A 23464-nucleotide genomic window follows, 5' to 3' on the forward strand; every position below is an offset into this window, starting at 1 on the left:
TCAGTCCGGCCGGGCGTCGTCTTGCAGCAGTTCGCGCAGAATGTCCTGCGCGCCCGCGTCGAGCAATTCCTGCGCCGCCGCCTCGCCGATGGACTGCGCATCGGCCACCGGGCCGCTGCGCACGGCGCGAACCATGCGCGTGCCGTCGGGCGAGGCCACCAGCGCGCGCAGCGACAGGGTGCCCGCCTCGATCTCGGCGTAGGCCGCCAGCGGCACCTGACAGGAGCCGCCCAGCTTGCGCGACACGGCGCGCTCGGCCACCACGCAGGCGGTGGTGTCGGCGCTGGCCAGCGGCGCCAGCCAGGCGCGCATGTCGTCGCGGTCGTCGCGGATTTCGATGCCCAGCGCGCCCTGCCCGGCCGCCGGCAGGCTGTCGGCCGGTTCGAGCAGGCCGCGGATGCGCGAGGCCAGGCCCAGGCGCTCCAGCCCGGCGGCGGCCAGCACGATGGCGTCGTACTCGCCGCGGTCGAGCTTGCCCAGGCGCGTGTCGAGGTTGCCGCGCAGCGGCTTGACCGTCAGCGCCGGATGGCGCGCGCGGATCTGCGATTCGCGCCGCAGGCTGGAGGTGCCCACCACCGCGCCCGCCGGCAGGTCGGCCAGCGAGGCGTAGCGGTTGGAGACGAAGGCGTCGCGCGGATCGGCGCGATCGAGGACGGCGCAGAGCTCGAACGGGGCCTGCAAATCCACCGGCACGTCCTTCAGGGAGTGGACGGCGAGATCGGCGCGCCCGTCGAGCAGCGCGTTTTCGAGCTCCTTGACGAACAGACCCTTGCCGCCCACCTTGGACAGGGTGCGGTCGAGGATCTGGTCGCCTCGGGTCGTCAGGGTGAGAAGTTCAACCGCGCACGCCGGGTACAGCGTGCGCAGCCGGTCGCGCACATGCTCGGCCTGCCACAGGGCAAGCCGGCTGGCGCGGGTCGCGATGACCAGGCGTTGCGGTAGAGACACGAGGCGTCATCAAACGAAGTTGGAGACGACGACCGTCGCAATGACACCGAGTATGGCCAGCACGAACAGGCCTTGAAGCAGGCTCAGGCCCGATTCGGATTGCTGGGGATCGGTGGATCTACGCAGACTCATGTGCTGATTCCTTGGAGGCGTTTTTGCGGCTTGCCAGCCACCGTCCAATGACAACAACGAGCAAGGCGCCAATGATTTCTGCGCCGATTTTAACCGCAGCCGGCTGAACGCCGAATTGACGCTCGACAACAACGTCGGTGACCAGCATGCCGCCCGCGATCCAGCCCAGCAGCGCGGCGCCGAAGGTGACGACCAGCGGATAGCGGTCGATCAGCTTGAGCACCAGGGTGCTGCCCCAGATGATGATGGGCACGCTGACGATCAGGCCGAAGGCGACCAGGCCGATCTGGTGGTCGGCGTGGGCGTTCTGGGCCGCGCCGGCGATGGCGATCACGTTGTCCAGGCTCATCACGAAGTCAGCGATGATGATGGTCTTGATGGCGGCGGCAATGGAGGTGCCGCCCTTCACGTTGCCGTGCGCATCCTCTTCGGGGATCAGGAGCTTGATGCCGATCCACAGCAGCAGGATGCCGCCGACGACCTTCAGGAACGGAATCGACAGGAGCGTGAGGGCAAAGGCGATCAGCACGACGCGCAACAGGATGGCGCCGGCGGTGCCCCACAGAATGCCTTGCATGCGCTGCTTGGGCGCGAGGTTGCGGCAGGCAAGCGCGATCACGACCGCATTGTCGCCGCCGAGCAGGATATCGATGAGGATGATCTGGAATACCGCTGCCCAACTCAGCGTCTGGAAAAACTCAAGCACTATGAACCCCCGGAGAGCATTATGAAAAGAATGGCCGGTCCCGAGCCGGCCAGCCCGCCGCGCCAGGCGCGGCGGGGTTATTCAGTACAACAAACTATTATAATTCAGCTTTCAGTCAGCTTTCTGGCGCATCAGCAAAACTTTGCCGATCGCCAATACCAGCAGCGCGCCCAGCGCGCCGGTCATCAGCGCGAAGTTGTGCTGCGTCATGCCCAGCGCCGCGTCGATGCGCGCCACCGGTTCCTGCAGCGCCGGGTCGCCCACCAGCAGTTCGCCGGCGATGAAGCCCAACAGCGCCGCGCCCACCCAGACGATAACCGGGAAGCGCTCGATGACCTTGAGCAGCAGCGTGCTGCCGAAAATGACCAGCGGAATACTAATGGCCAGGCCCACGACCAGCAAGGTCGTATCGCCCATCGCGGCGGCGGCCACGGCCACCACGTTGTCCAGGCTCATGACCAGGTCGGCGATCATGATGGTGCGGATGGCGGTCAGCAGATTGCCGTGATTCTTGCCCGCGCCGTCTTCCTCGCCTTCCGGCAGCAGCAGCGTGACGCCGATATAGACCAGGAGCAGCGCGCCGATGAGCTTGAGCCAGGGCAGCAGCAGCAGCTTGGCCGCGACCAGCGTCAGCACGATACGCATGATGATCGCAGCGGCCGAGCCGATCACGATCGCTTTCTTTTGTTGGGTCGGCGGTAGCGAGCGCGCCGCCAGCGCAATGACCACGGCGTTGTCGCCGGATAGCAGTATGTTGACCCAAATGATCTGGAGCAATGCGATCCAGAATGCCGCTGAACTGAGTTCCATGCCTCTCTTTCCTAGGTGTGATCCCCCTAGGACGAACCAAATGAATGGGTGAATTTAAAGTTGAAACGTACTGACCGCCTGGTTGCGAGCTCGACGGCATTCTTGCTTGGTACGCGCTGGATTTTCTTTCATTATAGTTTCGTTCAGCTTTCCGTATGGTTGCCCGGCCGTGACGTGGACACGGGATTTCCCTAAGACCACGAAAAAAAAGCGCCCCGAGGGGCGCTTTTTTTGTGCGTGGCCGAAAGGCTTACAGCACCGACTTGAGCAGCTTGCCCATTTCGGAGGGGTTGCGCGTGGTGCGGATGCCGCAAGCTTCCATGACTTCCAGCTTGGCGTCGGCGGTGTCGGCGCCGCCGGAGATCAGCGCGCCGGCGTGGCCCATGCGCTTTCCGGGAGGGGCGGTGACGCCGGCGATGAAGCCGACCACCGGCTTCTTCATGTTGTCCTTGGCCCACTGCGCGGCGTTGACTTCGTCCGGACCGCCGATTTCGCCGATCATGATGACGGCGTCGGTGTCGGGATCGTCATTGAACATCTTCAGCACGTCGACGTGCTTCAGGCCGTTGATCGGGTCGCCGCCGATGCCGACGGCGCTGGATTGACCCAGGCCCAGCTCGGTGACTTGCGCCACGGCTTCGTACGTCAGGGTGCCCGAGCGGCTGACGATGCCGATGCGGCCCTTGCGGTGGATGTGGCCCGGCATGATGCCGATCTTGATTTCGTCGGGGGTGATCAGGCCGGGGCAGTTCGGGCCCAGCAACAGGGTCTTGCTGCCCTTGGCCTTCATGCGGTTCTTGACGTCCAGCATGTCGCGGACGGGAATGCCTTCGGTGATGCAGATGACCAGGTCCAGCTCGGCTTCGACGGCTTCCCAGATGGCCGCGGCGGCGCCAGCCAGCGGCACGTAGATGACGGAGACGGTCGCGCCGGTGTCAGCCTTGGCTTCCTTGACCGAAGCGAAGATGGGCACGCCTTCGAAGTCCTCGCCGGCCTTCTTGGGGTTCACGCCGGCCACGAAGGCGGCTTTGCCGTTGGCGTACTCACGGCACATGCGGGTGTGGAACTGGCCCGTCTTGCCCGTGATGCCCTGGGTGATGACCTTGGTGTCCTTGTTGATCAGAATCGACATTTGTGAATCCTTGGATTTTCTTTGTACCGCCGGGCCGCCCCAAGGTGCAGGACGCCCCCTTGGGGGGCAGCAAGCCGAAGGGCGCGGCGTGGGGGCATATTTACTTGACGGCGGCTACGACGCGGGTGGCGGCTTCAGCCATCGTGTCGGCGCTGATGATCGGCAGACCGGAGTCGGCCAGCATCTTCTTGCCGAGTTCTTCGTTGGTTCCCTTCATGCGGACGACCAGCGGAACGTTCAGGTTGACAGCCTTACATGCGGCGATCACGCCTTCGGCGATGACGTCGCAGCGCATGATGCCGCCGAAGATGTTGACCAGGATGGCCTTCACGCCCTTGTTCTTGAGCATGATCTTGAAGGCTTCGGTGACCTTTTCGGCGGTGGCGCCGCCGCCCACGTCCAAGAAGTTGGCCGGCTCGCCGCCGAACAGCTTGATGGTGTCCATGGTGGCCATGGCCAGGCCGGCGCCGTTGACCAGGCAGCCGATGTTGCCGTCGAGCTGGATGTAGGCCAGGTCGAACTTGCTGGCTTCGATTTCAGCGGGATCTTCTTCGTCCAGGTCGCGGTAGGCGACGATTTCCGGGTGGCGGAACAGGGCGTTGGAGTCGAAGTTGAACTTGGCGTCCAGGGCGATGATGTTGCCCTTGCTGTCGCGGTTCAGGGGGTTGATCTCGACCAGCGAGGCGTCGGTGTCCATGTAGCACTGGTACAGCTTCTGGAACACGTCCACGGCCTGGGCGGTGGAGTCGGCGGGCAGGCCGATCGCGTTGGCGATCTTGGTGGCCTGTTCGGCCGACAGGCCGGTCAGCGGATCGATGTATTCGGTGATGATCTTCTCGGGGGTGGAGTGGGCCACTTCCTCGATGTCCATGCCGCCTTCGCTGGAGGCGATGAAGGCGACCTTCTGGGTGGCGCGGTCGGTGACCAGCGACACGTAGTATTCCTTCTGGATGTCCGCGCCTTCTTCGATGTACAGGCGGCGGACCTTCTGGCCTTCCGGACCGGTCTGGTGCGTGACCAGCTGCATGCCCAGGATTTCGGAGGCCAGCTTGCGCACGTCCTCGATCGAGCGGGCCAGCTTCACGCCGCCGCCCTTGCCGCGGCCGCCCGCGTGAATTTGCGCCTTGACGACCCACACCGGTCCACCCAGCTTTTCAGCGGCAGCCACGGCCTCGTCGACGGAAAGAGCGGGGATCCCGCGCGGCACCGGGACGCCAAATTGCTTCAGCAGTTCCTTGCCTTGATACTCGTGGATTTTCATGTGTTACCTGTCAGGACGTATGAGTAAGAGAGGGTGAATCGGTAGCCGAATCGGCCGATGCCTCAGCGCTACCCCCGGTGTACCACTTGGGATAGTGCTCAGCCACGACCGGGCCGCCGGTGCTGAGCGCATGGCAGCCGTCCAGTTGGAATGGACGCCGGTTCGGGTTGTTTTCCTGCCGCCGGCGGTTGGCCATGGTCTGGACCGCCGCGGTGGGAAGCACCTGCGACAGCTCGGTCATGTGAGTACAGCCCTCCACGTGCCCGAACCGCTCCTTGACCTGCCGGCGAAACCCCTTGAGCAGGTTCATGCCGACCAGATCAGTGTAAGCCGGTTCGATGGCCATGCAATGCGCGCCGTAAGGCGCGGCGTCATAGACGGCCTGCGCGGCCACGATCTCGAAATTCGCGTCGATGGTGATGCGCAGGTGCATGTGGTGGATGGGCTGCCCGGCCTTGAACATCTCGCCGTCGCGCTTGGGGAAATCGTACGCCTTGACGTCGATCAGTTCGGCTTCCAGATCCCACAGACCGTCGTCGCGCGCGTACGACTGCACGCGTATGGAACGCGTGTGCAGGGGCTGGCGAGGGTAATCCGGCGGTGGCAAGGGCATGCTGGGGCCTGCGAGGCAAAAATGGCCTGCGCATGGTGCGCGGCAACAAAACCTTGAAAGTATAGCGCAGGCGGCTAGGACTCCCCCAGAAACCAGCCGCCCGGCAGGGTTGCCCCCGCCGGGCGGTCCGACGCTCCCGAAAATAGGGGACGCTGGTGCGGTCAGGCCGCCTGGCGCAGCGCGCGCGCGGCCTGCACCATGCCGATGAGCGCGGCCTCGGTTTCGGGCCAGGCGCGCGTCTTCAGGCCGCAGTCCGGATTGACCCACAGGCGTTCCTTGGGCAGGCGCGCCGCGGCCTTCTCCATCAGGCCGACCATCCAGTCCACCTCGGGCACGTTGGGCGAATGGATGTCGTACACGCCCGGGCCGATGTCGTTCGGATAGCGGAAGTCCTCGAAGGCCTTGAGCAGTTCCATGTTGGAGCGCGAGGTCTCGATGGTGATGACGTCGGCGTCCATCGCCGCGATGGATTCGATGATGTCGTTGAACTCCGAATAGCACATGTGGGTGTGGATCTGGGTTTCGTCGCGCACGCCGGCGGTGGACAGGCGGAAGCAGTCCACCGCCCAGTCCAGGTAGGCCTGCCAGTCGGCGCGGCGCAGCGGCAGGCCTTCACGGATGGCGGGCTCGTCGATCTGGATCACGCTGATGCCGGCGGCCTCCAGGTCCACCACTTCGTCGCGCAGCGCCAGCGCCAGCTGGCGGCAGGTCTGCTCGCGCGGCTGGTCGTCGCGCACGAAGGACCATTGCAGGATGGTGACCGGGCCGGTCAGCATGCCCTTGACCGGCTTGTCGGTCAGCGACTGCGCGTACGACGACCAGCCCACGGTCATGGGCGCCGGGCGGGCCACGTCGCCGAAGATGATAGGCGGCTTGACGCAGCGCGAGCCGTAGCTTTGGACCCAGCCGTTCCTGGTGAACGCGAAGCCGGCCAGCAGTTCGCCGAAGTATTCCACCATGTCGTTGCGCTCGGGCTCGCCGTGCACCAGCACGTCCAGGCCCACTTTTTCCTGGAAGCGGATGACTTCCTCGATCTCCTTGCGGATGGCGTTTTCGTAGGCCGAGTCGGTCAGCGCGCCGGCCTTCCAGTCGCGCCGCAGGGCGCGGATTTCGGCGGTCTGCGGGAACGAGCCGATGGTCGTGGTCGGATAGGCCGGCAGGCCCAGTTGTTCCTGCTGGCGGGCGATGCGGCCGGCGAACGGCGCGCGCTCGCGCGACACCTCGGCGGCGGCGGCCATGCGCCGGGCGACCGCCGGGTTGTGGATGCGGGCCGAGGCGCGGCGCGCGGCCAGCGCGGCGCGCTGGCTGGCCAGGGCTTCCTGCACGGCCGCGGCTTCGCCGCCGTCCAGCGCACGGCCCAGCAGGCTCAGCTCGTCCAGTTTCTGGGCGGCGAAGGACAGCCAGCTCTTGAGTTCGGCGTCCAGGTCGGTTTCGTGCGCCAGATCCACCGGCACGTGCAGCAGCGAGCACGACGGCGCCAGCCACAGCCGTTCGCCCAGCTGCTGCCTGACCGGCGCCAGCGCGGCGATGGCGGCGTCCAGGTCGGTGCGCCAGATGTTGCGGCCGTTGATGACGCCGGCCGAGAGCACCTGGTCGCCGCGCAGGCCGGCGGCCACTTGCGCCAGCTGTTCGGGCGCGCGCACCAGGTCCACGTGCAGGCCGGCCACGGGCAAGCCCAGCGCGGTGGCGAGATTGTCTTTCAGACCGTCGAAATAGGTGGCGGCGAGCAGCTTGACCGGGCTGGCCGACAGCGCCGCGTAGGCCGCGCCGAAAGCGTCGCGCCAGGCTTGCGGCAGGTCCAGCGCCAGGATGGGCTCGTCGATCTGCACCCATTGCACGCCCAGCCGGGCGAAGCGCGCCAGCACCTCCTGGTAGACGGGCAGCAGCGCGGCCAGCAGCTGCAGCTTGCGCTCGTCGGCCGCGCCTTCGGCGTAGGCGTCGCCCTTGCCCAGGTACAGCCAGGTCAGCGGGCCCGGGATCACCGGCTTGACGGCATGGCCCAGCGCCTGGGCTTCCTGGATCTGCTCGAACAGCGATTCGCGGGCGATGCGGAAGGTCTGGCCGGGGACCAGTTCCGGCACGATGTAGTGATAGTTGGTGTCGAACCACTTGGTCATTTCGCAGGCGGCGGCGGGCTTGCCCGACGGCGCGCGTCCGCGGCCCATGCGGAACAGCGTGTCCAGCGAAACCGGTTCACCGTCCTTCTGGCCGAAGCGCGCGGGCACGGCGCCCAGCAGCGCGGTCCATTCCAGGATCTGGTCGTACCAGGCGAAATCGCCCACGGGCAGGAAGGCCAGGCCGCTGTCGGCCTGCAGCTGCCAGTGGCGGGCGCGCAGCTCGCGGCCGGTCTGTTCGAGTTCGGCGGCGCTTTGCTTGCCCGCCCAATAGGCCTCGACGGCGCGTTTGAGTTCGCGCTGGGCGCCGATGCGGGGGAACCCCAGATTATGAATGATAGTCATGGCAATACCGTCGGATAACAAATTTTGTTCAAGTGACGGTTATTCTGAGGCCAAACCAATATGAGTCAAAATCAATCTCTACATTCATAACATGAGGAAATCTCATAGAATACGCGCTTGTTCCATTTGCCTGTATTCCCATGCTCGAAATCCGCCACCTGGAAACGCTGACGGCCATCCGCGAAGGCGGCAGCCTGCAAGAGGCCGCCGAACGCCTGCACCTGACCCAATCGGCCCTGTCGCACCAGTTGCGCGACCTCGAAACCCGACTGGGCACGCCGCTGTTGAACCGCCGCACCCGGCCGGCCCGGCTGACCACGGCCGGGCTGCAGGTGCTGGCGCTGGCCGACGAGGTGCTGCCCCGCATCCGCGCCACCGAGCGCGAGCTGCAGCGGCTGGCGGCCGGCCGCAGCGGGCGGCTGCACCTGGCCATCGACTGCCATTCCTGCTTTCAGTGGCTGATGCCGGCGCTGGACGCGTTCCGCGTGCAGTGGCCGGACGTGGCGCTGGACCTGTCGGCCGCGTTTTCGTTCGCGCCGCTGCCCGCGCTGGTGCGCGGCGACCTCGACCTGGTCATCACCTCGGACCCGCAGCCGCTGGAAGCCGTGCAATACCTGCCGCTGTTCAAGTACGAGCTGGTGCTGGCGGTCTCGGACTCCAATCCGTTGTCGGGCAGCAAGTTCGTGCTGCCCGAGCAGCTGGCCGACCAGACCCTCATCACCTATCCGGTGGACCGGCAACGCCTGGACGTCTTCACGGCCTTTCTCGACCCGGCCGACGTGGAACCCGCGGCCGTGCGCAAGGCGGAGCTGACGCCCATCATCGCGCAACTGGTGGCCAGCAACCGCGGCGTGGCCGCCCTGCCCAACTGGGCGCTGACGGAATACATGAACCAGGGGTGGCTGCGCCTGTGCCGGCTGGGGCCGCAAGGCGTATGGCGCACGCTCTACGCCACGGTGCGCAGCGAGGACACGGACGCGTCGTACATCGATGAATTCCTGACCATCACGCGCGACGTGTGCTTCAGGACGCTGTCCGGGATCAAGTCGGCGAAATAGCCGGCCGGCTCAGTCCTCGTCGCCTTCGCCGAGGATGCGGCGGATCACGTCGTGCGCGAAGCCGCGGCTGGCCAGGAAACGCGCCTGCTTGGCGTAGGCCGCGCGGTCTTGCGGCCGGGCCTGGAAACGCTTTTTCCAGACTTCCAGCGCGCGCTCGTATTCGGTGGCGCGCAGCTGGTCGCGCAGTTCGGCGACCTGGTTGTCGTCCACCCCATGCTGGCGCAGTTCCTGGACGATGCGCGCCGTGCCCTGGCGCGCCGCGCGCCGGTGGACCAGGCCCTGCGCAAAGCGTTCGTTGGACAGCCAGCCTTCTTTTTCGAGGGAGTCGAGCACGGCCTCGACCTCGGCCGGGTCCTCGGCATGGGCGGCCAGCTTGCGGGCCAGTTCGCCGCGCGCGTGCTCGCGCCGCGACAGATAGCCCACGGCGCGCATCTTCAGCGACGGCCCCTTGCGGGCGGCGGGCTTGGCGTCGTCTTCGGCATCCTGCGCCTGCTCCCGCCGGGCGTCCGAAGTCCGGCGCAGGCCCTCGGGCCTGGCGACGGTTTCGAATTCGTCATCGAGCCTGGCGCGTAGGCGGTCGGCTAAGGCGGGCGGCGGTTTCCAGCTCATGCGTTTCCTGCTTGCCATGAATGACGGCAGGCCCGTGCTGGCGCCTGCCGCGAATCTGTGGGCCGGATCGGCGGCGGGCAGGACCCGCCGGCCGACGGCTTACTCGGCCGTGTCTTCGGCCGTGGGCACGAATTCGGCCGCGCGGCTCACGATGCCCTGGTTCTCGCGCACGCGGTTCTCGATCTCGATGGCCAGTTCCTTGTGCTCTTTCAGGTATTCGCGGACGTTGTCCTTGCCCTGGCCGATGCGGTTGCCGTTGTAGCTGTACCAGGCGCCGGACTTGTCCACCACGTTGGCGGCCACGCCCAGGTCGATGATTTCGCCCTCGCGCGAGATGCCCGCGCCGTACATGATGTCGAACTCGGCCTGCTTGAACGGCGGCGCGACCTTGTTCTTGACGACCTTGACGCGGGTTTCGTTGCCGACGACTTCGTCGCCCTTCTTGATCGAGCCGATGCGGCGGATGTCCAGGCGCACCGAGGAGTAGAACTTGAGCGCGTTGCCGCCGGTGGTGGTTTCGGGGTTGCCGAACATCACGCCGATCTTCATGCGGATCTGGTTGATGAAGATGACCATGCAGTTGGTCTTCTTGATGGTGGCGGTCAGCTTGCGCAGCGCCTGGCTCATCAGGCGCGCCTGCAGGCCGGGCAGCGAATCGCCCATTTCGCCTTCGATTTCGGCCTTGGGCACCAGGGCCGCCACCGAGTCGACGACGATGAGGTCGACCGAACCCGAGCGCACCAGCGCGTCGGTGATTTCCAGCGCCTGTTCGCCGGTGTCCGGCTGCGAGATCAGCAGGTCGGACAGGTTCACGCCCAGCTTGGCGGCGTACTGCACGTCGAGCGCGTGTTCGGCGTCGACGAAGGCGCAGGTGCCGCCGAGCTTCTGCATTTCAGCCACGACCTGCAACGTCAGCGTGGTCTTGCCGGAGGATTCCGGACCGTAGATCTCGACCACGCGCCCGCGCGGCAGGCCGCCGACGCCCAGCGCGATGTCCAGCCCGAGCGACCCCGTGGAAACCACCTGGATGTCGTGCGATACCTCGTTGTCGCCGTAGCGCATGATCGAGCCCTTGCCGAACTGCTTTTCGATCTGCGAAAGCGCGGCGGCAAGCGCCTTGGCCTTTTCCGAAGCGGCGGCCTTGGTGGTTTTGTCGTCCATGTAAAGTCCTGTCTGTAGTCCCGTCTGTGACGTGGTCTGTAACGTATGTTGTAGCGGGGTGATGCTGGTTCGGCGGGATTGCGGGTTTTGCCGCGGAGCTAGATTATGGCATCGGATTGTACTGTACAAAAAAACAGTGTGCCACTGTTTTGCACGTATACCCTGAGTGGCAAGCCGCAAGCCATATGCCAGAATCCCAGGCGAGCCCGGCGTTTCGTCCCCGCAGCGCCGGACCGTGTTTCTTCTACTGTAGCCCATGCGTATCCTGATCGCCGAAGACGACAGCATCCTGGCCGACGGCCTGTCCCGCTCGCTGCGCCACAACGGCTACGCCGTGGATGCCGTGCGCGACGGGCTGGCGGCCGATTCGGCGCTGGCGGCCCAGGCTTTCGACCTGCTCATCCTGGATCTCGGCCTGCCGCAGCTGGCCGGGCTGGAAGTGCTGCGCCGGCTGCGCGCCCGCAACTCCGCCCTGCCCGTGCTCATCCTGACCGCCGCCGACAGCATCGAGCAGCGCGTCAAGGGCCTGGACCTGGGCGCCGACGACTACATGGCCAAGCCCTTCGCGCTGTCCGAGCTCGAGGCCCGCGTGCGCGCGCTGACCCGCCGCGGCGCCGGCGGCGGCGCCACGCTGCTCAAGCACGGCCGGCTGGTGTTCGACCAGACCGGCCGCGTGGCCATGGTGGACGACCAGACGCTGGACCTGTCGGCGCGCGAAGTCAGCCTGCTCGAAATCCTGCTGACCCGCAGCGGCCGCATGGTCAGCAAGACCCAGCTCGTCGACCATCTCTGCGAATGGGGCGAAGAAGTCAGCACCAACGCCATCGAGGTCTATGTGCACCGCCTGCGCAAGAAGCTCGAGCCCAGCGGCGTGAAGATCGTGACCGTGCGCGGGCTGGGCTATTGTCTTGAGCGGGACCAGGGTGCGGCCTACCTCGCAAGCTGATCCCGCGCATCCGGAAGCGCTCAATCAGGAAGCACTGGATGTCATGCAGGCCGGGTCCAAGGGCCCGAGCTTCGCGCCGCCCCAGCGCTCGCTGCTGGGCGAGATCCTGGACTGGATGCTGGCGCCGCTCTTCCTGCTGTGGCCGATGAGCGTGGCGATCACCTACGTGGTGGCGCAGAACATCGCCAACGTGCCCTACGACCGCGCGCTGGCCAACAATCTCTACGTGCTGACCCGGCAGGTCCATGCGCAGGACGGGCGCGCCGTGCTGCGCATGTCGGACGCCGCGCGCGAAGTGCTGCACGCCGACGAGACCGAAAGCGTGTTCTGGCTGGCCCTGGGCAGCCGCGGCGAATACCTGGGCGGCGACCGCGCCCTGCCCCTGCCGTCCAGCGTGGGCCAGCCCCAGCCCGGCCAGGTGCAGTACGAGGACGCCACCCTGCGCGGCTTCGGCATCCGGCTGGCGTTCACCTGGGTGGACCTGCATCTGCCGAATACGCAGCCGGCGCTGCTGATCGCCGCCGAGACCGTCGAAAAGCGCACCCAGCTGGCCAACGACATCATCAAGGGCGTGATCATTCCGCAGTTCGTGGTGCTGCCGGTGGCGGTGCTGCTGGTGTGGTTCGGGCTGTCGCGCGGCGTGGCCCCGCTGAACGCGCTGCAGCAGCGGCTGCGCGCGCGCCGGCCGGACGATCTTTCCCCCATCGACGAGCGCGCCGCGCCGTCCGAGATCGCGCCCCTGGTGGCGGCCATGAACGACCTGCTGGACCGGCTCTCGTCCAACGTGCAGGCGCAGCGCCGCTTCGTCGCCGACGCCGCGCACCAGTTGAAGACGCCGCTGGCCGGCCTGCGCACGCAGGCGGAACTGGCCCTGCGCGACGCCAGCCCGGAAGAAATGCAGTCCAGCCTGCGCCAGCTGGTGACCGGTTCGGAACGCGCCACCCGCCTGGTGAACCAGTTGCTGCTGCTGGCCCGCGCCGAGAATCCCAGCGCCATCGGCATGGCGCGCACCGACCTCAACGCCATCGCCTACGAGCAGGCCATGCACTGGGTGCCGCAGGCGCTGTCGCTCAGCACCGACCTGGGTTTCGAAGGCGCCGACGCGCCGGTCGAAATCAACGGCAATCCCCTGCTGCTGGCCGAGCTGCTCAACAACCTGGTGGACAACGCGCTGCGCTACACGCCGCGCGGGGGCCACATCACGGTGCGGGTGCAGTCGCTGCGCGGCCATGCCGTGCTGGAGGTGGAGGACTCCGGCCCCGGCATCCCGCCCGAGGAACGCGAGCGCGTGTTCGACCGCTTCTACCGCGTGCTGGGCACCCTGTCCGACGGCAGCGGCCTGGGCCTGGCCATCGTGCGCGAGATCGCGCAGAAGCACCAGGCCAGCGTCGAGATCCATGACCATCCGACGGCGCATTCCTCCCTGCCCGGCATGCGCGTGCGCGTGATTTTCCCGTCCTATGACGACTCGCCGGAGCCGCTGGACAGCTAGGAATATCCCTAGCGCCCCCCGCGGCAGAATCATTTTGTTTCAATTTTAAGATCCAAGTAAGGGTTCCGTCAGAACCCCGTCAGCCTCGCCCCCCAATGTTGCACATAGCTCTCGATGTCGGTGCCGCCGGCGGAGGGCAATGCACGGCGGACCACCGCCGGCAACAAAAACGAGGAGACATCATGAGCACAACAACCATGGCAGGCCGCGGCCCTTCCGCGGGTCCGCGCCCAATGACCAAGGATGAGCGCCGCGTCATCTTTGCGTCGTCGCTGGGCACGGTTTTCGAGTGGTACGACTTCTACCTGTACGGCTCGCTGGCGGCCATCATCGCGCAGCACTTCTTCTCCGGCGTGAACCCCACCGCGGGCTTCATCTTCGCGCTGCTGGCCTTCGCGGCGGGTTTCGCCGTGCGGCCTTTCGGCGCGCTGGTGTTCGGCCGCCTGGGCGACCTGGTCGGACGTAAATACACCTTTCTGGTCACCATCGTGATCATGGGCCTGTCGACCTTCCTGGTCGGCGTGTTGCCCAGCTACGCCAGCATCGGCATCGCCGCCCCGGCCATCCTGATCGGCCTGCGCCTGCTGCAAGGCCTGGCGCTGGGCGGCGAGTACGGCGGCGCGGCGACCTATGTCGCCGAACACGCGCCGCACGGCCGCCGCGGTTTCTACACCTCGTGGATCCAGACCACCGCGACGCTGGGCCTGTTCCTGTCGCTGCTGGTCATCCTGGGCATCCGCACGTTCATGGGCGAAGACGATTTCAAGGCCTGGGGCTGGCGCATTCCGTTCCTGATCTCGGTGATCCTGCTGGGCATCTCGGTGTGGATCCGCCTGCAGCTCAACGAATCGCCGACCTTCAAGCGCATGAAGGAAGAAGGCAAGGGCTCCAAGGCGCCGATCGCCGAATCGTTCGGCCAATGGAAGAACCTGAAGGTCGTGATCCTGGCGCTGCTCGGCCTGACCGCCGGCCAGGCCGTGGTCTGGTACACCGGCCAGTTCTACGCCCTGTTCTTCCTGACGCAGACCCTGAAGATCGACGCCAACACGGCCAACATCATGATCGCGATCGCGCTGCTGATCGCCACGCCGTTCTTCGTGATCTTCGGCGCGCTGTCGGACAGGATCGGCCGCAAGCCCATCATCATGGCCGGCTGCCTGATCGCCGCCGTCACCTACTTCCCGATCTTCCAGGGCCTGACCCACTTCGCCAACCCCGCGCTGGAAAAGGCCCAGGCCTCGGCCCCGGTCACCGTGATCGCCGATCCGGCCACGTGCTCGTTCCAGTTCAACCCGGTGGGCACTTCGTCCTTCACCAGCTCGTGCGACGTGGTCAAGTCGTTCATGGCCCGCAACTCCGTGAACTACGAGAACCAGTCCGCGCCGGCCGGCTCGGTCGCCAAGGTCAAGATCGGCAATGACGAGTTTGCCTCGTTCGACGGCAAGTCCCTGCCGCCGGCCGAATTCAAGGCCAAGGTCGCCGAACTCGACAAGGCGCTGACCACCGCGATCCGCGACCACGGCTATCCGGCCAAGGCCGATCCCGCCCAGACCAACAAGGTCATGGTCGTGGTGCTGCTGACCATCCTGGTGATCTACGTGACCATGGTGTACGGCCCGATCGCCGCGATGCTGGTGGAGATGTTCCCGACCCGCATCCGCTACACCTCGATGAGCCTGCCCTACCACATCGGCAACGGCTGGTTCGGCGGCTTCCTGCCCCCGGTGGCCTTCGCGGTGGTCGCGGCGACCGGCAACATCTATGACGGCCTGTGGTACCCGATCATCATCGCCGTCATGACACTGGTCATCGGCACCCTGTTCATCCGCGAAACCAAGGATAACGACATCAACGCCTGAACCTTCCATCCCCCGCCGGACGGGACTGCTGCGCCCGCCCGGCCTTTAGAAGCTCCTCCTTAACAGGGAGCTTTTTTTTTGGCCGCAGATTCAGGACCATGTCAGACCCGCGCCATTAGACTGGGCGCTCAGATTACGGTCTTGCGCAAGATCGACCGACGATTGATCCCCCTGTCGGGCGATTGCAGGGCCAGTGTTCTGACACCGATGCCGCGTTCCCCGCGAGCCTTTTATGACGCGGCATCGTGTGCTCCCGTACCGGCCCGGCCTTTATTGAGCCGGGCCGCTTTTTTTTGTTCCGGGCGTACGCAAGCGACAATGGCGGCCCGCAAGGGGCCGCCATTTCGAGGCCGGCATGCCGGCCGCCCGCGCCTGCCGGAATCAGCGGCGCATGCCCACGCCGAGCGCCACCACGCCCGCCACGATGGCGGCGATGCCGGCCCAGGCGGGAATCGGCACCGACTTCTCGGTCTCGGCCGTGGCCTTGACCGATCCGATCTGCAGCACGGTCTCTTCGGATTTGTAATTGAAGCCCTTGTAAGCCAGGGCGGCGATGCCCAGAGCGATCAGAATGACGCCAACGATCTTCATTTGTTATCTCCAGTGCGACGTTGCTGCCGCGGACATTAGCGCATAGGCCGGCGGCTGTCAGTGACAGAAGGTGTCGCATCGCGCTTCCGTATTGCAGCGCTTCGGCAAAGCCTGCGCGTCGTATAGAATCACCCCTTTTGGCCGACGCTCATGTGGTTCAAGAATCTCAAGATTTATCGCCTCTCCTCGCCGTGGACGCTGATCGGCGAGCCGCTTGAAGAAACGCTGGCGCGGCACGCCTACCAGAGCGGCAACAACCTGGAAATGCAAAGCCTGGGCTGGGTGCCACCGCGTGAAAACGGCGGCCTGGCCCACGTGGTCAACGGCCAGATCCTGCTCAGCCTGCGCGCCGAAAAGAAGCTGCTGCCCGGCACTGTGGTCAACCAGGTCGCCAAGGCCCGCGCCCAGGAAATCGAAGAGCAGCAAGGCTACAAGCCGGGCCGCAAGCAGATGAAGGAAATCAAGGAGCGCGTCACCGACGAGCTTCTGCCGCGCGCCTTCAGCGTGTACCGCGACACCCGCGTGTGGATCGACACGCAGAACCATTGGCTGGTGATCGACGCCGCGGCCTCGGCCAAGGCCGACGAAGTCATCGGCCTGCTCGCCAAGACCGTCGATCCGTTCCCGCTGGAGAACCTGTACGTGGCCCAGTCGCCCGCCTCTGCCATGACCGGCTGGCTGGCCGAAGACGAAGCCCCCGTCAATTTCTCCATCGACCAGGACACCGAACTGCGCTCCTCGGGCGAAAGCGGCGCGGCCATCCGCTACGTCAAGCACTCCATCGACGCCGACGACGTGCGCCGCCACATCCAGTCCGGCAAGCAGTGCACCCGTCTGGCCATGACCTGGGCCGACCGCATTTCCTTCGTGCTGACCGAAGGCCTGGACATCAAGCGCGTCGCGCCGCTGGACGTGCTGAAGGAAGGCAACGAAGGCATGGCCGCCAACGACGACGAGAAGTTCGATTCCGACATGATGCTGATGACGGGCGAACTGGCCAAGATGATGGCCGAGCTGGTCGACGCGCTGGGCGGCGAAAAGAAGGTCTGAAACGCGCGCCGGCCCGGGCCGGCGCCCATCCTACGCAGCCTCGCTGCGGTCCCGCCCGGCCTGCTTGGCCCGGTACAGCGCCTTGTCGGCGCGATCGATCAGATACGCGTAATCGGGGTGGCCATCGAACGTGGCCACGCCGATGCTGGCCGTGATCCGCAGCGGGCCGGCCTCGGCCACGCTGAATTCCTGGCGGCGGACCTCCGCGCCCAGTTTCTGCGCCGTGGCCAGCGCGGCTTCGCGCCCCGCGTCCACCAGCACGATGAGGAATTCCTCGCCGCCATAGCGGAACACGAAATCGCTGGAGCGGCACGACTGGTGCAGCACCTGGGCGAACTGGCGCAGCACCTGGTCGCCCCCGGCGTGGCCGTGCTGGTCGTTGATGGCCTTGAAATGGTCGATGTCCAAAAGCAGCACCGAGAACTCGGTGCGCTGGCGCTGCGCGATCGAGATTTCGCGGCTGACCACCGAAGGCAGGAAACGCCGGTTCAGCACGTTGGTCAGCGGGTCGCTGCCGCTCTCGATCTCGGCCACCATGTCGAACAGGCCGTTGAGCAGGTGCTTGATGCGCGCCACCAGTTCCTGCAGTTCACGCACGTGGTCCGTCATCGACGCGGCCGCGCCGTCCATCAGCCGCGGCAGCACGTCGCGATCCAGTTGCGCGACGGCCTCGGTGATCTGCTGCAGGGCCGGCGCGCTTTCGAACATCGCCGCGCCCTTGTGCTGCAGCCACAGCCCGAATTCGGAGGCGGCCAGGCGCGGCAGCGCCTGGCCCGGCGCGCGATAGTGCAGGCCGATCAGCACGGCCTGGCTCCATTCCAGCAGCGCGGCGCGCTGGCGTTCGCGTTCGGTGGAAATGTTCTGCCCCAGCGCGAACAGCCGGTAGGCTTCGTCGTTGCGCGCGCCGCGGCTGACGTCGCGCATGAACGCGCGGCTCATCTGCTCGACCGCCAGGTCGAACAGATTGCATACGTATTGCGTGGCCACGGAGGCCGCCAGGCCGTCCAGGTCGCTGGCGCGCAGGCGCTGCGCGATCTCGTTCTTGAGGATGCGCGCGCCCACCATCACCAGGTGCATGGGAATGTGGACGCGGGCGTGCACCTCGCCCACCTTCTTCTGGGTGGCCATCAGGGCGCCGATGTCGCCCTGCCCGCGCACGCACAGCAGGCCCTTGAGCCAGTGCGTCATGCCGCTGTGCAGGCGCGTGGCCACGATGTCATGGGACAGGCGCGGGCCGGCTTCGGCGTCGGCCAGCAGCACGGAATAGAAGGTATCGACCAGTTGCGGCAGGCTGTCGCCCACCACCGCGGCGACCTGGCCACGGGTATAGGCGTCGACCGACTGGTAGACCGCCACCCAGGCCGCTTCGTGCGACGCGCTGAGGTAGCAGGCCTGGGCAGGCATGGCCTCGGATCGATCCGGAGAAGACGGAATGCCGAAGCTGCTGATAGACATGAATAATCCCCCCGAGGGCTAAGGCGTGCCCCGGGAGCAGAATGCGACACGCGGCAGACAAAAACCAGCGCGGATTATGCTTCAAATCGCGGCGGCCCGGCCGACTGCCCGACCGTGCCGCAGGACTATTTCACCGGTCGGGGATCAATCCAGGCCGTGGAAAGCCGAATCGTCCGGCCCGACATGCGAGGGATGGCGCCACGTCACGTCGCGCATCGAGTGCTGCACCAGGCCTTCCACGCCCAGCAGCACCGCGAAGATCGCCATGCGGATGGGAATGCCGTTGTCGGTCTGGCGGAAGATCGCCAGGCGCGGATCGTGGTTGAGGTCCACGCTCAGGTCGTTGGCGCCCGGGCGGCTGTCGCGCGGCAGCGGGTGCATGACGATGGTCTCGGGGCTGCAATAGGCGTCGATGATGGCGCGGTTGATCTGGAAGTCGGGCGTGTAGCCTTCGTTCTCTTCGTTGGCGAAGCGCTCTTTCTGCACGCGCGTCGCGTAGATCACGTCGGCGCCGGCCAGGCCTTCGGCCAGCGAGCTCTTCTGCTCGATCATGTTGCCGTTGCGGCTGGCCTGCTCGATGATGTAGGCCGGCATTTCCAGGCCCTTGGGCGAGATCAGCGAGAACTTCACGTTCTTGTACAGCGCCATCAGCTTGATCAGCGAATGCACGGTGCGGCCGTACTTCAGGTCGCCGACCATCGCGATGTGGGCGCCGTCGAGCAGCTTGCCCAGGCGCGAGAACTCGGTGAGGATCGTGTACAGGTCGAGCAGGGCCTGGCTGGGGTGTTCGCCCGGGCCGTCGCCGCCGTTGACCACCGGAATATTGGTGGCGCGCGCGAACTCGGCGACCGAGCCCTGCTCCGGATGGCGGATGACCATCGCGTCGACGTAGCCGCTCATGACGCGGCTGGTGTCGTAAATGGATTCGCCCTTGGCCATGGACGAGAAGGTGAAGCCGGTGGTGTCGCACACCGAGCCGCCCAGGCGGCAGAACGCCGAACCGAAGCTGACGCGGGTGCGCGTGCTGGCCTCGAAGAACAGGTTGCCCAGCACGGCGCCCTCGAGCACGCGCGAGACTTTCTGGCGACGCGCGATGGGCTGCATCATGTCGGCCACGCGGAACAGGTCCTCGACCGATTCGCGGGTGAACTGGTCCACCGACAGCAGCTGGTGCTTGCCTTCCACCGCGATACGGTCACGCAGAGGCCCTTCTTGTACGCTTTGCGTATATTTTTCCAGCAAAACGCCGTTCTGCACGATTTCCGTGACGAAGCGCTGCACCACTTCCGGCATGGCGCGGAATTCCTGCGAGCCCTCGGGCAGCAGCCAGGTATCCAGGGCGCGGCGCTTGACGCCGATGCGGGTGGCGAAAACGTCGCGCGTGAGGTTCAGGCGCCGCATGGCGTCACGCAGGAAGGCTTGCTGGGAAATGGTCATGACGGGCCCCGAGACAGAGGATTTATATACGCAACGCGCATATTATTCTCAACACAAACTCAAGTCCAACACTTTTGCGCACACGGGTAAACCCCGAGGCAGTCGGCTCAGCGCGGGCTCAGCGCCGCCGTCATCTGCGGAGGGTCCACCACCGCCTGCGCGGCCGCCACCCAGCACGCGGCGCAGAAGGCCAGCGCGCTGAGCAGGTAGCAGAACATGGCCAGAAGCTGCGCGGGCAGATGAGCCCGCGTCAGATGTCCGGTGTAGCCTTGGCGCAACAGGCTGACCTGCGCGAGGTAGGCGAACAACAGGCCCAGGCAACTGGCCAGCAGGCCGCCGAGCAGCAGTTCCAGCGGCAGCTGCAGGTCGGGCGCGGCGACCTCGCCGCCCACGATGCCCAGCAGAAAGGCCGTCACCACCAGCGCCGCCCCGCCGTTGAGCCAGCCCAGGAAGCGGAACGCCCCCGCCAGCAGGGAGAACGACATGGCGCTTGCGCGGATCTGCTGGGAACGGGCGTCCATGGTCGCTCAGCGTTGGCGGCAGACGGGCGTCGCGCTCTGGATCGAGGCCTTGGCGGCGGCAAGCTCCGCCTGGTCCCAGCGGTCCTCGCCCAGCACGGTGACGGTCACCTTGGAGGTGGAAGGCGTGTCGGTCTCGGCGGTGATCAGCTCCAGCACCTTGGCAGGCTCCGTCACCTTATAGAGCTGCACCTCGTCCGGCGCGCCCTTTTCGCCCTTCACGCTGCGCCAGGCATAGGCGACGTTGTAGGCGTGCTGCACCTGGACGTGGCAGACGCGCACGTATTCGCCGGCGCGGCGAAACGCCGCCTCGTAGTTGGTATTGACGACGAAGGTCTCCTTCAATACGGCATCGGACTCGTAGACCCCCCTGCTTGCGCAGCCGGCCAACAAGGCCGCGACCGCCACTCCCACCCACACAGACTTGCGCATGACACTTCCCGCTCAGAGATAGATTCGGATTGCAAGATTATGCCCCAGCCATTCCCGCTTCCAGGGCCCGCCCGGCGGCGAAAAAAAACCGCGCGTGAAATGCTGGGCATTTCACGCACGGCCTCTGGCCAAAGCGCGGCTGACGCTGGCGGCGCTACTTGGTAGCGGCGCCTTCGATCTTTTCGCCGCCGCGCTGGATGTCCTTGCCAGCGCCCGCGACCGTGTTGCAGCCCGCCGATAGCGCGGCGATCGAAAGCAGCATGACGAGAAAGACTTTGTTTTTCATGAACATCTCCTGTCGGGCTTGGAAGGCGAAATCAGCATACCGCAAAGTCCCCAATTTGCGCATCACCTTGTGGACGGGCCGCTTTGCGCGGGCGCAACGCCGCGCCTGTCGCGAAATTGCCGGCAATGGATTAGCATTCGCAAATGATCAAGAAACATGTATCGCAGCGTCCCGGTTCCTCCCCGCAAGGCTGGGGCTGGGAACAGCCCGAATGCCGTGGACAGGCGGCTTTGGCGCTGTTCATCGACGATCTGCACCGGATCCTGCAGGCTCACGCCGCCGGCAAGCTCGCTTCCAGCGGCACGCTGGACGACGCCCAGCGCGACGTGGACGAACTGCTGGTCCGGTACAACGAAATCGGCGCGGCGCCGGATATTTTTCTCGGACAGACTGTCGAACTCAAGGAAGGCGTGGACCGCAACGGGGTATCCCATACGGTACCTATTTTTTCGGCACGCCTGAAACAATCATTGGTATCCATGCTGGGACAGGCGGGATGAACGCCCGCACGCCGGTCCAGGCAGGCTCAGAATCAAAACAGCCGTAGCAGGCAGGAGACGCAGAATGAACACGGACAATGTCGTAGAGTTTCTCCGGCTGCTGTCGCTGGATGTGACGCTGGGCGCCGCCGCCCAGCACGCCGCCAGCCAGGCCGACGCCCCCCAGGCGCTGGCCCGCCTGGCCACTGCGCATGGCCTGCCGTGCAGCGCGGAAGACTGGTCCTGTTTTGCTCGCAACTGCCTGGGCGTTCCGCAACACGACGATGCCGAATCCGAGAGCGACGACGCCGCCATCTGGCAACTGGTGCAGGACCCTGCCCAGGGCAGCCGCATTCAGACCCAGTCCGTCACCCGGGTGATCGGCATCATCACGCAGCCCGAGGGCGGCCCGCCCGTGGTGGGCCACGTGGTCGGCGACCTCGCGCCGCGCGCGCCGGCCGGCATGGCGTCCTCGCCCTCCCGGTCCTGATCCTCAGCCGGCCGCGGGCCGGGTTTCCTCCAGATACGCCACGACGCCGTCCGCCGCGACGGCGCCGCTGGCCATGCACGCCGTCAGCAGATAGCCGCCGGTGGGCGCTTCCCAATCCAGCATCTCGCCCGCGCAGAACACCCCGGGCGCCGCCCGCAGCATCAGCGCGGGCGTCAGCGCCTCGAACGCCACGCCGCCGGCGGTGCTGATGGCCTCGTCGATGGGACGGGCGCGCGCCAGCCGCAGCGGCAAGGCCTTGATGCGCAGGGCGAGCCGGGCCGGATCGCGGAAGTCCTCGGCCGCCGCGCATTCGCGCAGCAGGCCCGCCTTGACGCCCTTGAGCCCGAGCCGGCTTTGCAGGTGGCTGGACATGGACCGCGCGCCGCGCGGATGCGTCACCGCGGCCGTCACTTTTTCCTGCGGCCAGTCGGGCAGCAGGTCGAGGATGGCGCGGGCCTCGCCCCCGGCCTCGATACGGTCCCGCAGGGGCGCCGACAAGGCGTAGACCAGGCTGCCTTCGACGCCGGTCTCGGAAATGACGAATTCGCCCTGCCGGAACGGGCCGCGGCCGGTCGCCGTCTCGCAGGCCATGGCCACGGATTTGACGGGCTGCCCGGCGTTGCGCTCGCGGAAGTGATCCGACCACGCCACGTCGAAGCCGCAGTTGGCCGGCCGCAGCGGCGCGGTCTGCACGCCGTGGGCCTGCAGCCCCGCCATCCACGCGCCGTCCGATCCCAGCCTGGCCCAGCTGCCGCCGCCCAGCGCCAGCACTACGGCGTCGGCGGCATAGGCCTGCTCGCCGGCGGGCGTATCGAAGCGCAGCGCGCCGGCCGACGGCGACGCGCCCGGCGGCCAGCCCAGCCAGCGGTGCCGCATGTGCAGCCGCACCCCGCTGGCGCGCAGCCGCGCGAGCCAGGCCCGCAGCAGCGGCGCCGCTTTCATTTCCTCTGGAAAAACACGGCCCGACGAACCCACGAAAGTCTGGATGCCGAGCCCGAGGGCCCAGTCGCGCAGGCCGTCGGCGTCCAGCGCCGCCAGCCACGGCGCCACCTGTTGCGCGCGCGCGCCGTAGCGGGCCAGGAACGGGCCGGCCGCCTCGCTATGGGTCAGGTTCAGGCCGCCGCGCCCGGCCATCAGGAACTTGCGCCCGACCGAGGGCATCGCGTCGAACACGTCCACCTGCACCGCGTGCGCGCTCAAGCGTTCGGCGGCCATCAGGCCCGCCGGACCGCCGCCGATGACGGCGACGCGCCGGGCGGCCGGCGCCGCCGGATCGTCCGTGTGCGGCGCGCTCATGGCGCAAGCGCCTTCAGGCCGGCGAAACGGACGGGCATGGCACGGTGCATGGGAGAGAAACCGGAAGAGAATGCGGCGCGCGCCGCGGGCCAGGATTGTCGCACAGCCCTGCCCGACGCAATAAACGCCCCTCAGGGCGTTTATTGAGCGCAAGCGCCAAGTCGTTGTAATGGCAGGGAAAAGCCGACATGCACAAGGGCTATCCCAAGGCTTGTCCACAATCATTGTGGGCAACTTCGCCGCC

24 protein-coding genes are annotated in these 23464 nt (G+C 66.5%); 7 read left to right on the forward strand and 17 right to left on the reverse strand.

Annotated elements, in window-relative coordinates; genetic code table 11:
- The 8 genes from hemC to metE all read right to left on the reverse strand — a co-directional run bounded on the left by hemC (position 1) and on the right by metE (position 8061).
- Complete coding sequence (hemC, locus tag C1I89_RS22800) at positions 1 to 948, reverse strand: hydroxymethylbilane synthase (protein ID WP_102774747.1); 948 nt, start codon at positions 946 to 948, stop codon at positions 1 to 3.
- Positions 949 to 957: 9 nt separating this feature from the next.
- Positions 958 to 1080 (reverse strand): hypothetical protein, encoded by a 123-nt coding sequence (locus C1I89_RS35400; protein WP_258231509.1) that lies wholly within the window; start codon positions 1078 to 1080, stop codon positions 958 to 960.
- Positions 1067 to 1786: a TerC family protein gene (locus C1I89_RS22805; protein ID WP_102774748.1), complete on the reverse strand. Its 720-nt coding sequence runs from the start codon at positions 1784 to 1786 to the stop codon at positions 1067 to 1069. Before C1I89_RS22805 ends, C1I89_RS35400 begins: the two co-directional genes overlap by 14 nt.
- Positions 1787 to 1897: 111 nt before the next feature.
- Positions 1898 to 2596, reverse strand: coding sequence for a TerC family protein (locus tag C1I89_RS22810; protein WP_102774749.1), 699 nt, complete (start codon positions 2594 to 2596; stop codon positions 1898 to 1900).
- Positions 2597 to 2846: 250 nt separating this feature from the next.
- The gene (sucD, locus tag C1I89_RS22815) at positions 2847 to 3728 is read right to left on the reverse strand and encodes a succinate--CoA ligase subunit alpha (RefSeq protein ID WP_102774750.1); all 882 of its coding nucleotides are present in this window, start codon (positions 3726 to 3728) and stop codon (positions 2847 to 2849) included.
- Between the two features lie 100 nt (positions 3729 to 3828).
- Positions 3829 to 4989, reverse strand: coding sequence for an ADP-forming succinate--CoA ligase subunit beta (sucC, locus tag C1I89_RS22820; RefSeq protein ID WP_102774751.1), 1161 nt, complete (start codon positions 4987 to 4989; stop codon positions 3829 to 3831).
- 10 nt (positions 4990 to 4999) lie between these two features.
- A complete protein-coding gene (locus tag C1I89_RS22825) occupies positions 5000 to 5602 on the reverse strand; it encodes a DUF2889 domain-containing protein (RefSeq protein ID WP_102774752.1) in 603 nt (200 codons plus the stop codon).
- Positions 5603 to 5763: 161 nt separating this feature from the next.
- The gene (metE, locus tag C1I89_RS22830; protein WP_102774753.1) at positions 5764 to 8061 is read right to left on the reverse strand and encodes a 5-methyltetrahydropteroyltriglutamate--homocysteine S-methyltransferase; all 2298 of its coding nucleotides are present in this window, start codon (positions 8059 to 8061) and stop codon (positions 5764 to 5766) included.
- A 140-nt stretch (positions 8062 to 8201) separates the two neighbouring features.
- Between metE and C1I89_RS22835 the strand changes: the two genes are divergently transcribed.
- Positions 8202 to 9119 carry a LysR family transcriptional regulator gene (locus C1I89_RS22835; RefSeq protein WP_102774754.1) on the forward strand — a complete coding sequence of 306 codons (918 nt, stop codon included), beginning with the start codon at positions 8202 to 8204 and terminating at the stop codon, positions 9117 to 9119.
- 9 nt (positions 9120 to 9128) lie between these two features.
- On the opposite strand, the gene recX is transcribed toward C1I89_RS22835, so the two are convergent.
- Positions 9129 to 9728, reverse strand: coding sequence for a recombination regulator RecX (recX, locus tag C1I89_RS22840; protein WP_102774755.1), 600 nt, complete (start codon positions 9726 to 9728; stop codon positions 9129 to 9131).
- 99 nt (positions 9729 to 9827) lie between these two features.
- Positions 9828 to 10889 carry a recombinase RecA gene (gene recA / locus C1I89_RS22845; protein WP_102774756.1) on the reverse strand — a complete coding sequence of 354 codons (1062 nt, stop codon included), beginning with the start codon at positions 10887 to 10889 and terminating at the stop codon, positions 9828 to 9830.
- Between the two features lie 256 nt (positions 10890 to 11145).
- Between recA and C1I89_RS22850 the strand changes: the two genes are divergently transcribed.
- From C1I89_RS22850 to C1I89_RS22860, 3 genes are all read left to right on the forward strand, one after another.
- Entirely contained in the window at positions 11146 to 11835 is a 690-nt protein-coding gene (locus C1I89_RS22850) for a response regulator transcription factor (RefSeq protein WP_006393745.1), read from the forward strand.
- A 115-nt stretch (positions 11836 to 11950) separates the two neighbouring features.
- Entirely contained in the window at positions 11951 to 13327 is a 1377-nt protein-coding gene (locus C1I89_RS22855; protein WP_102774949.1) for a sensor histidine kinase, read from the forward strand.
- 197 nt (positions 13328 to 13524) lie between these two features.
- Positions 13525 to 15186 carry an MFS transporter gene (locus tag C1I89_RS22860; protein ID WP_168202309.1) on the forward strand — a complete coding sequence of 554 codons (1662 nt, stop codon included), beginning with the start codon at positions 13525 to 13527 and terminating at the stop codon, positions 15184 to 15186.
- Between the two features lie 381 nt (positions 15187 to 15567).
- On the opposite strand, the gene C1I89_RS22865 is transcribed toward C1I89_RS22860, so the two are convergent.
- Positions 15568 to 15777 carry a hypothetical protein gene (locus C1I89_RS22865; protein ID WP_102774758.1) on the reverse strand — a complete coding sequence of 70 codons (210 nt, stop codon included), beginning with the start codon at positions 15775 to 15777 and terminating at the stop codon, positions 15568 to 15570.
- Positions 15778 to 15927: 150 nt separating this feature from the next.
- Here C1I89_RS22865 and C1I89_RS22870 point away from each other — a divergent pair, with 150 nt between their 5' ends.
- Positions 15928 to 16827 carry a recombination-associated protein RdgC gene (locus tag C1I89_RS22870; protein WP_102774759.1) on the forward strand — a complete coding sequence of 300 codons (900 nt, stop codon included), beginning with the start codon at positions 15928 to 15930 and terminating at the stop codon, positions 16825 to 16827.
- Positions 16828 to 16857: 30 nt separating this feature from the next.
- On the opposite strand, the gene C1I89_RS22875 is transcribed toward C1I89_RS22870, so the two are convergent.
- The 5 genes from C1I89_RS22875 to C1I89_RS22895 form a co-directional block, all read right to left on the reverse strand.
- A complete protein-coding gene (locus tag C1I89_RS22875; protein WP_102774760.1) occupies positions 16858 to 18282 on the reverse strand; it encodes a diguanylate cyclase in 1425 nt (474 codons plus the stop codon).
- A 144-nt stretch (positions 18283 to 18426) separates the two neighbouring features.
- Complete coding sequence (locus C1I89_RS22880; RefSeq protein WP_102774761.1) at positions 18427 to 19719, reverse strand: aspartate carbamoyltransferase; 1293 nt, start codon at positions 19717 to 19719, stop codon at positions 18427 to 18429.
- Positions 19720 to 19826: 107 nt separating this feature from the next.
- Positions 19827 to 20240: a hypothetical protein gene (locus C1I89_RS22885; protein WP_102774762.1), complete on the reverse strand. Its 414-nt coding sequence runs from the start codon at positions 20238 to 20240 to the stop codon at positions 19827 to 19829.
- Between the two features lie 6 nt (positions 20241 to 20246).
- Positions 20247 to 20669, reverse strand: coding sequence for a BPTD_2524 family lipoprotein (locus C1I89_RS22890; protein ID WP_102774763.1), 423 nt, complete (start codon positions 20667 to 20669; stop codon positions 20247 to 20249).
- A 154-nt stretch (positions 20670 to 20823) separates the two neighbouring features.
- A complete protein-coding gene (locus C1I89_RS22895; protein ID WP_042792633.1) occupies positions 20824 to 20955 on the reverse strand; it encodes an entericidin A/B family lipoprotein in 132 nt (43 codons plus the stop codon).
- A 143-nt stretch (positions 20956 to 21098) separates the two neighbouring features.
- Between C1I89_RS22895 and C1I89_RS22900 the strand changes: the two genes are divergently transcribed.
- Together C1I89_RS22900 and C1I89_RS22905 are read left to right on the forward strand one after the other, a co-directional pair.
- Complete coding sequence (locus tag C1I89_RS22900; protein WP_102774764.1) at positions 21099 to 21455, forward strand: hypothetical protein; 357 nt, start codon at positions 21099 to 21101, stop codon at positions 21453 to 21455.
- A 64-nt stretch (positions 21456 to 21519) separates the two neighbouring features.
- Entirely contained in the window at positions 21520 to 21924 is a 405-nt protein-coding gene (locus tag C1I89_RS22905; protein WP_102774765.1) for a hypothetical protein, read from the forward strand.
- Between the two features lie 3 nt (positions 21925 to 21927).
- Here the strand turns inward: C1I89_RS22905 and C1I89_RS22910 are convergent, their stop codons facing one another.
- Positions 21928 to 23220, reverse strand: a complete 1293-nt coding sequence (locus C1I89_RS22910) for a TIGR03862 family flavoprotein (protein WP_102774766.1) — start codon at positions 23218 to 23220, stop codon at positions 21928 to 21930.
- Between the last annotated feature and the right edge of the window lie 244 nt (positions 23221 to 23464).

This window comes from Achromobacter pulmonis (genome assembly GCF_002885955.2).
GTDB classification, from domain to species: domain Bacteria; phylum Pseudomonadota; class Gammaproteobacteria; order Burkholderiales; family Burkholderiaceae_B; genus Achromobacter; species Achromobacter pulmonis_A.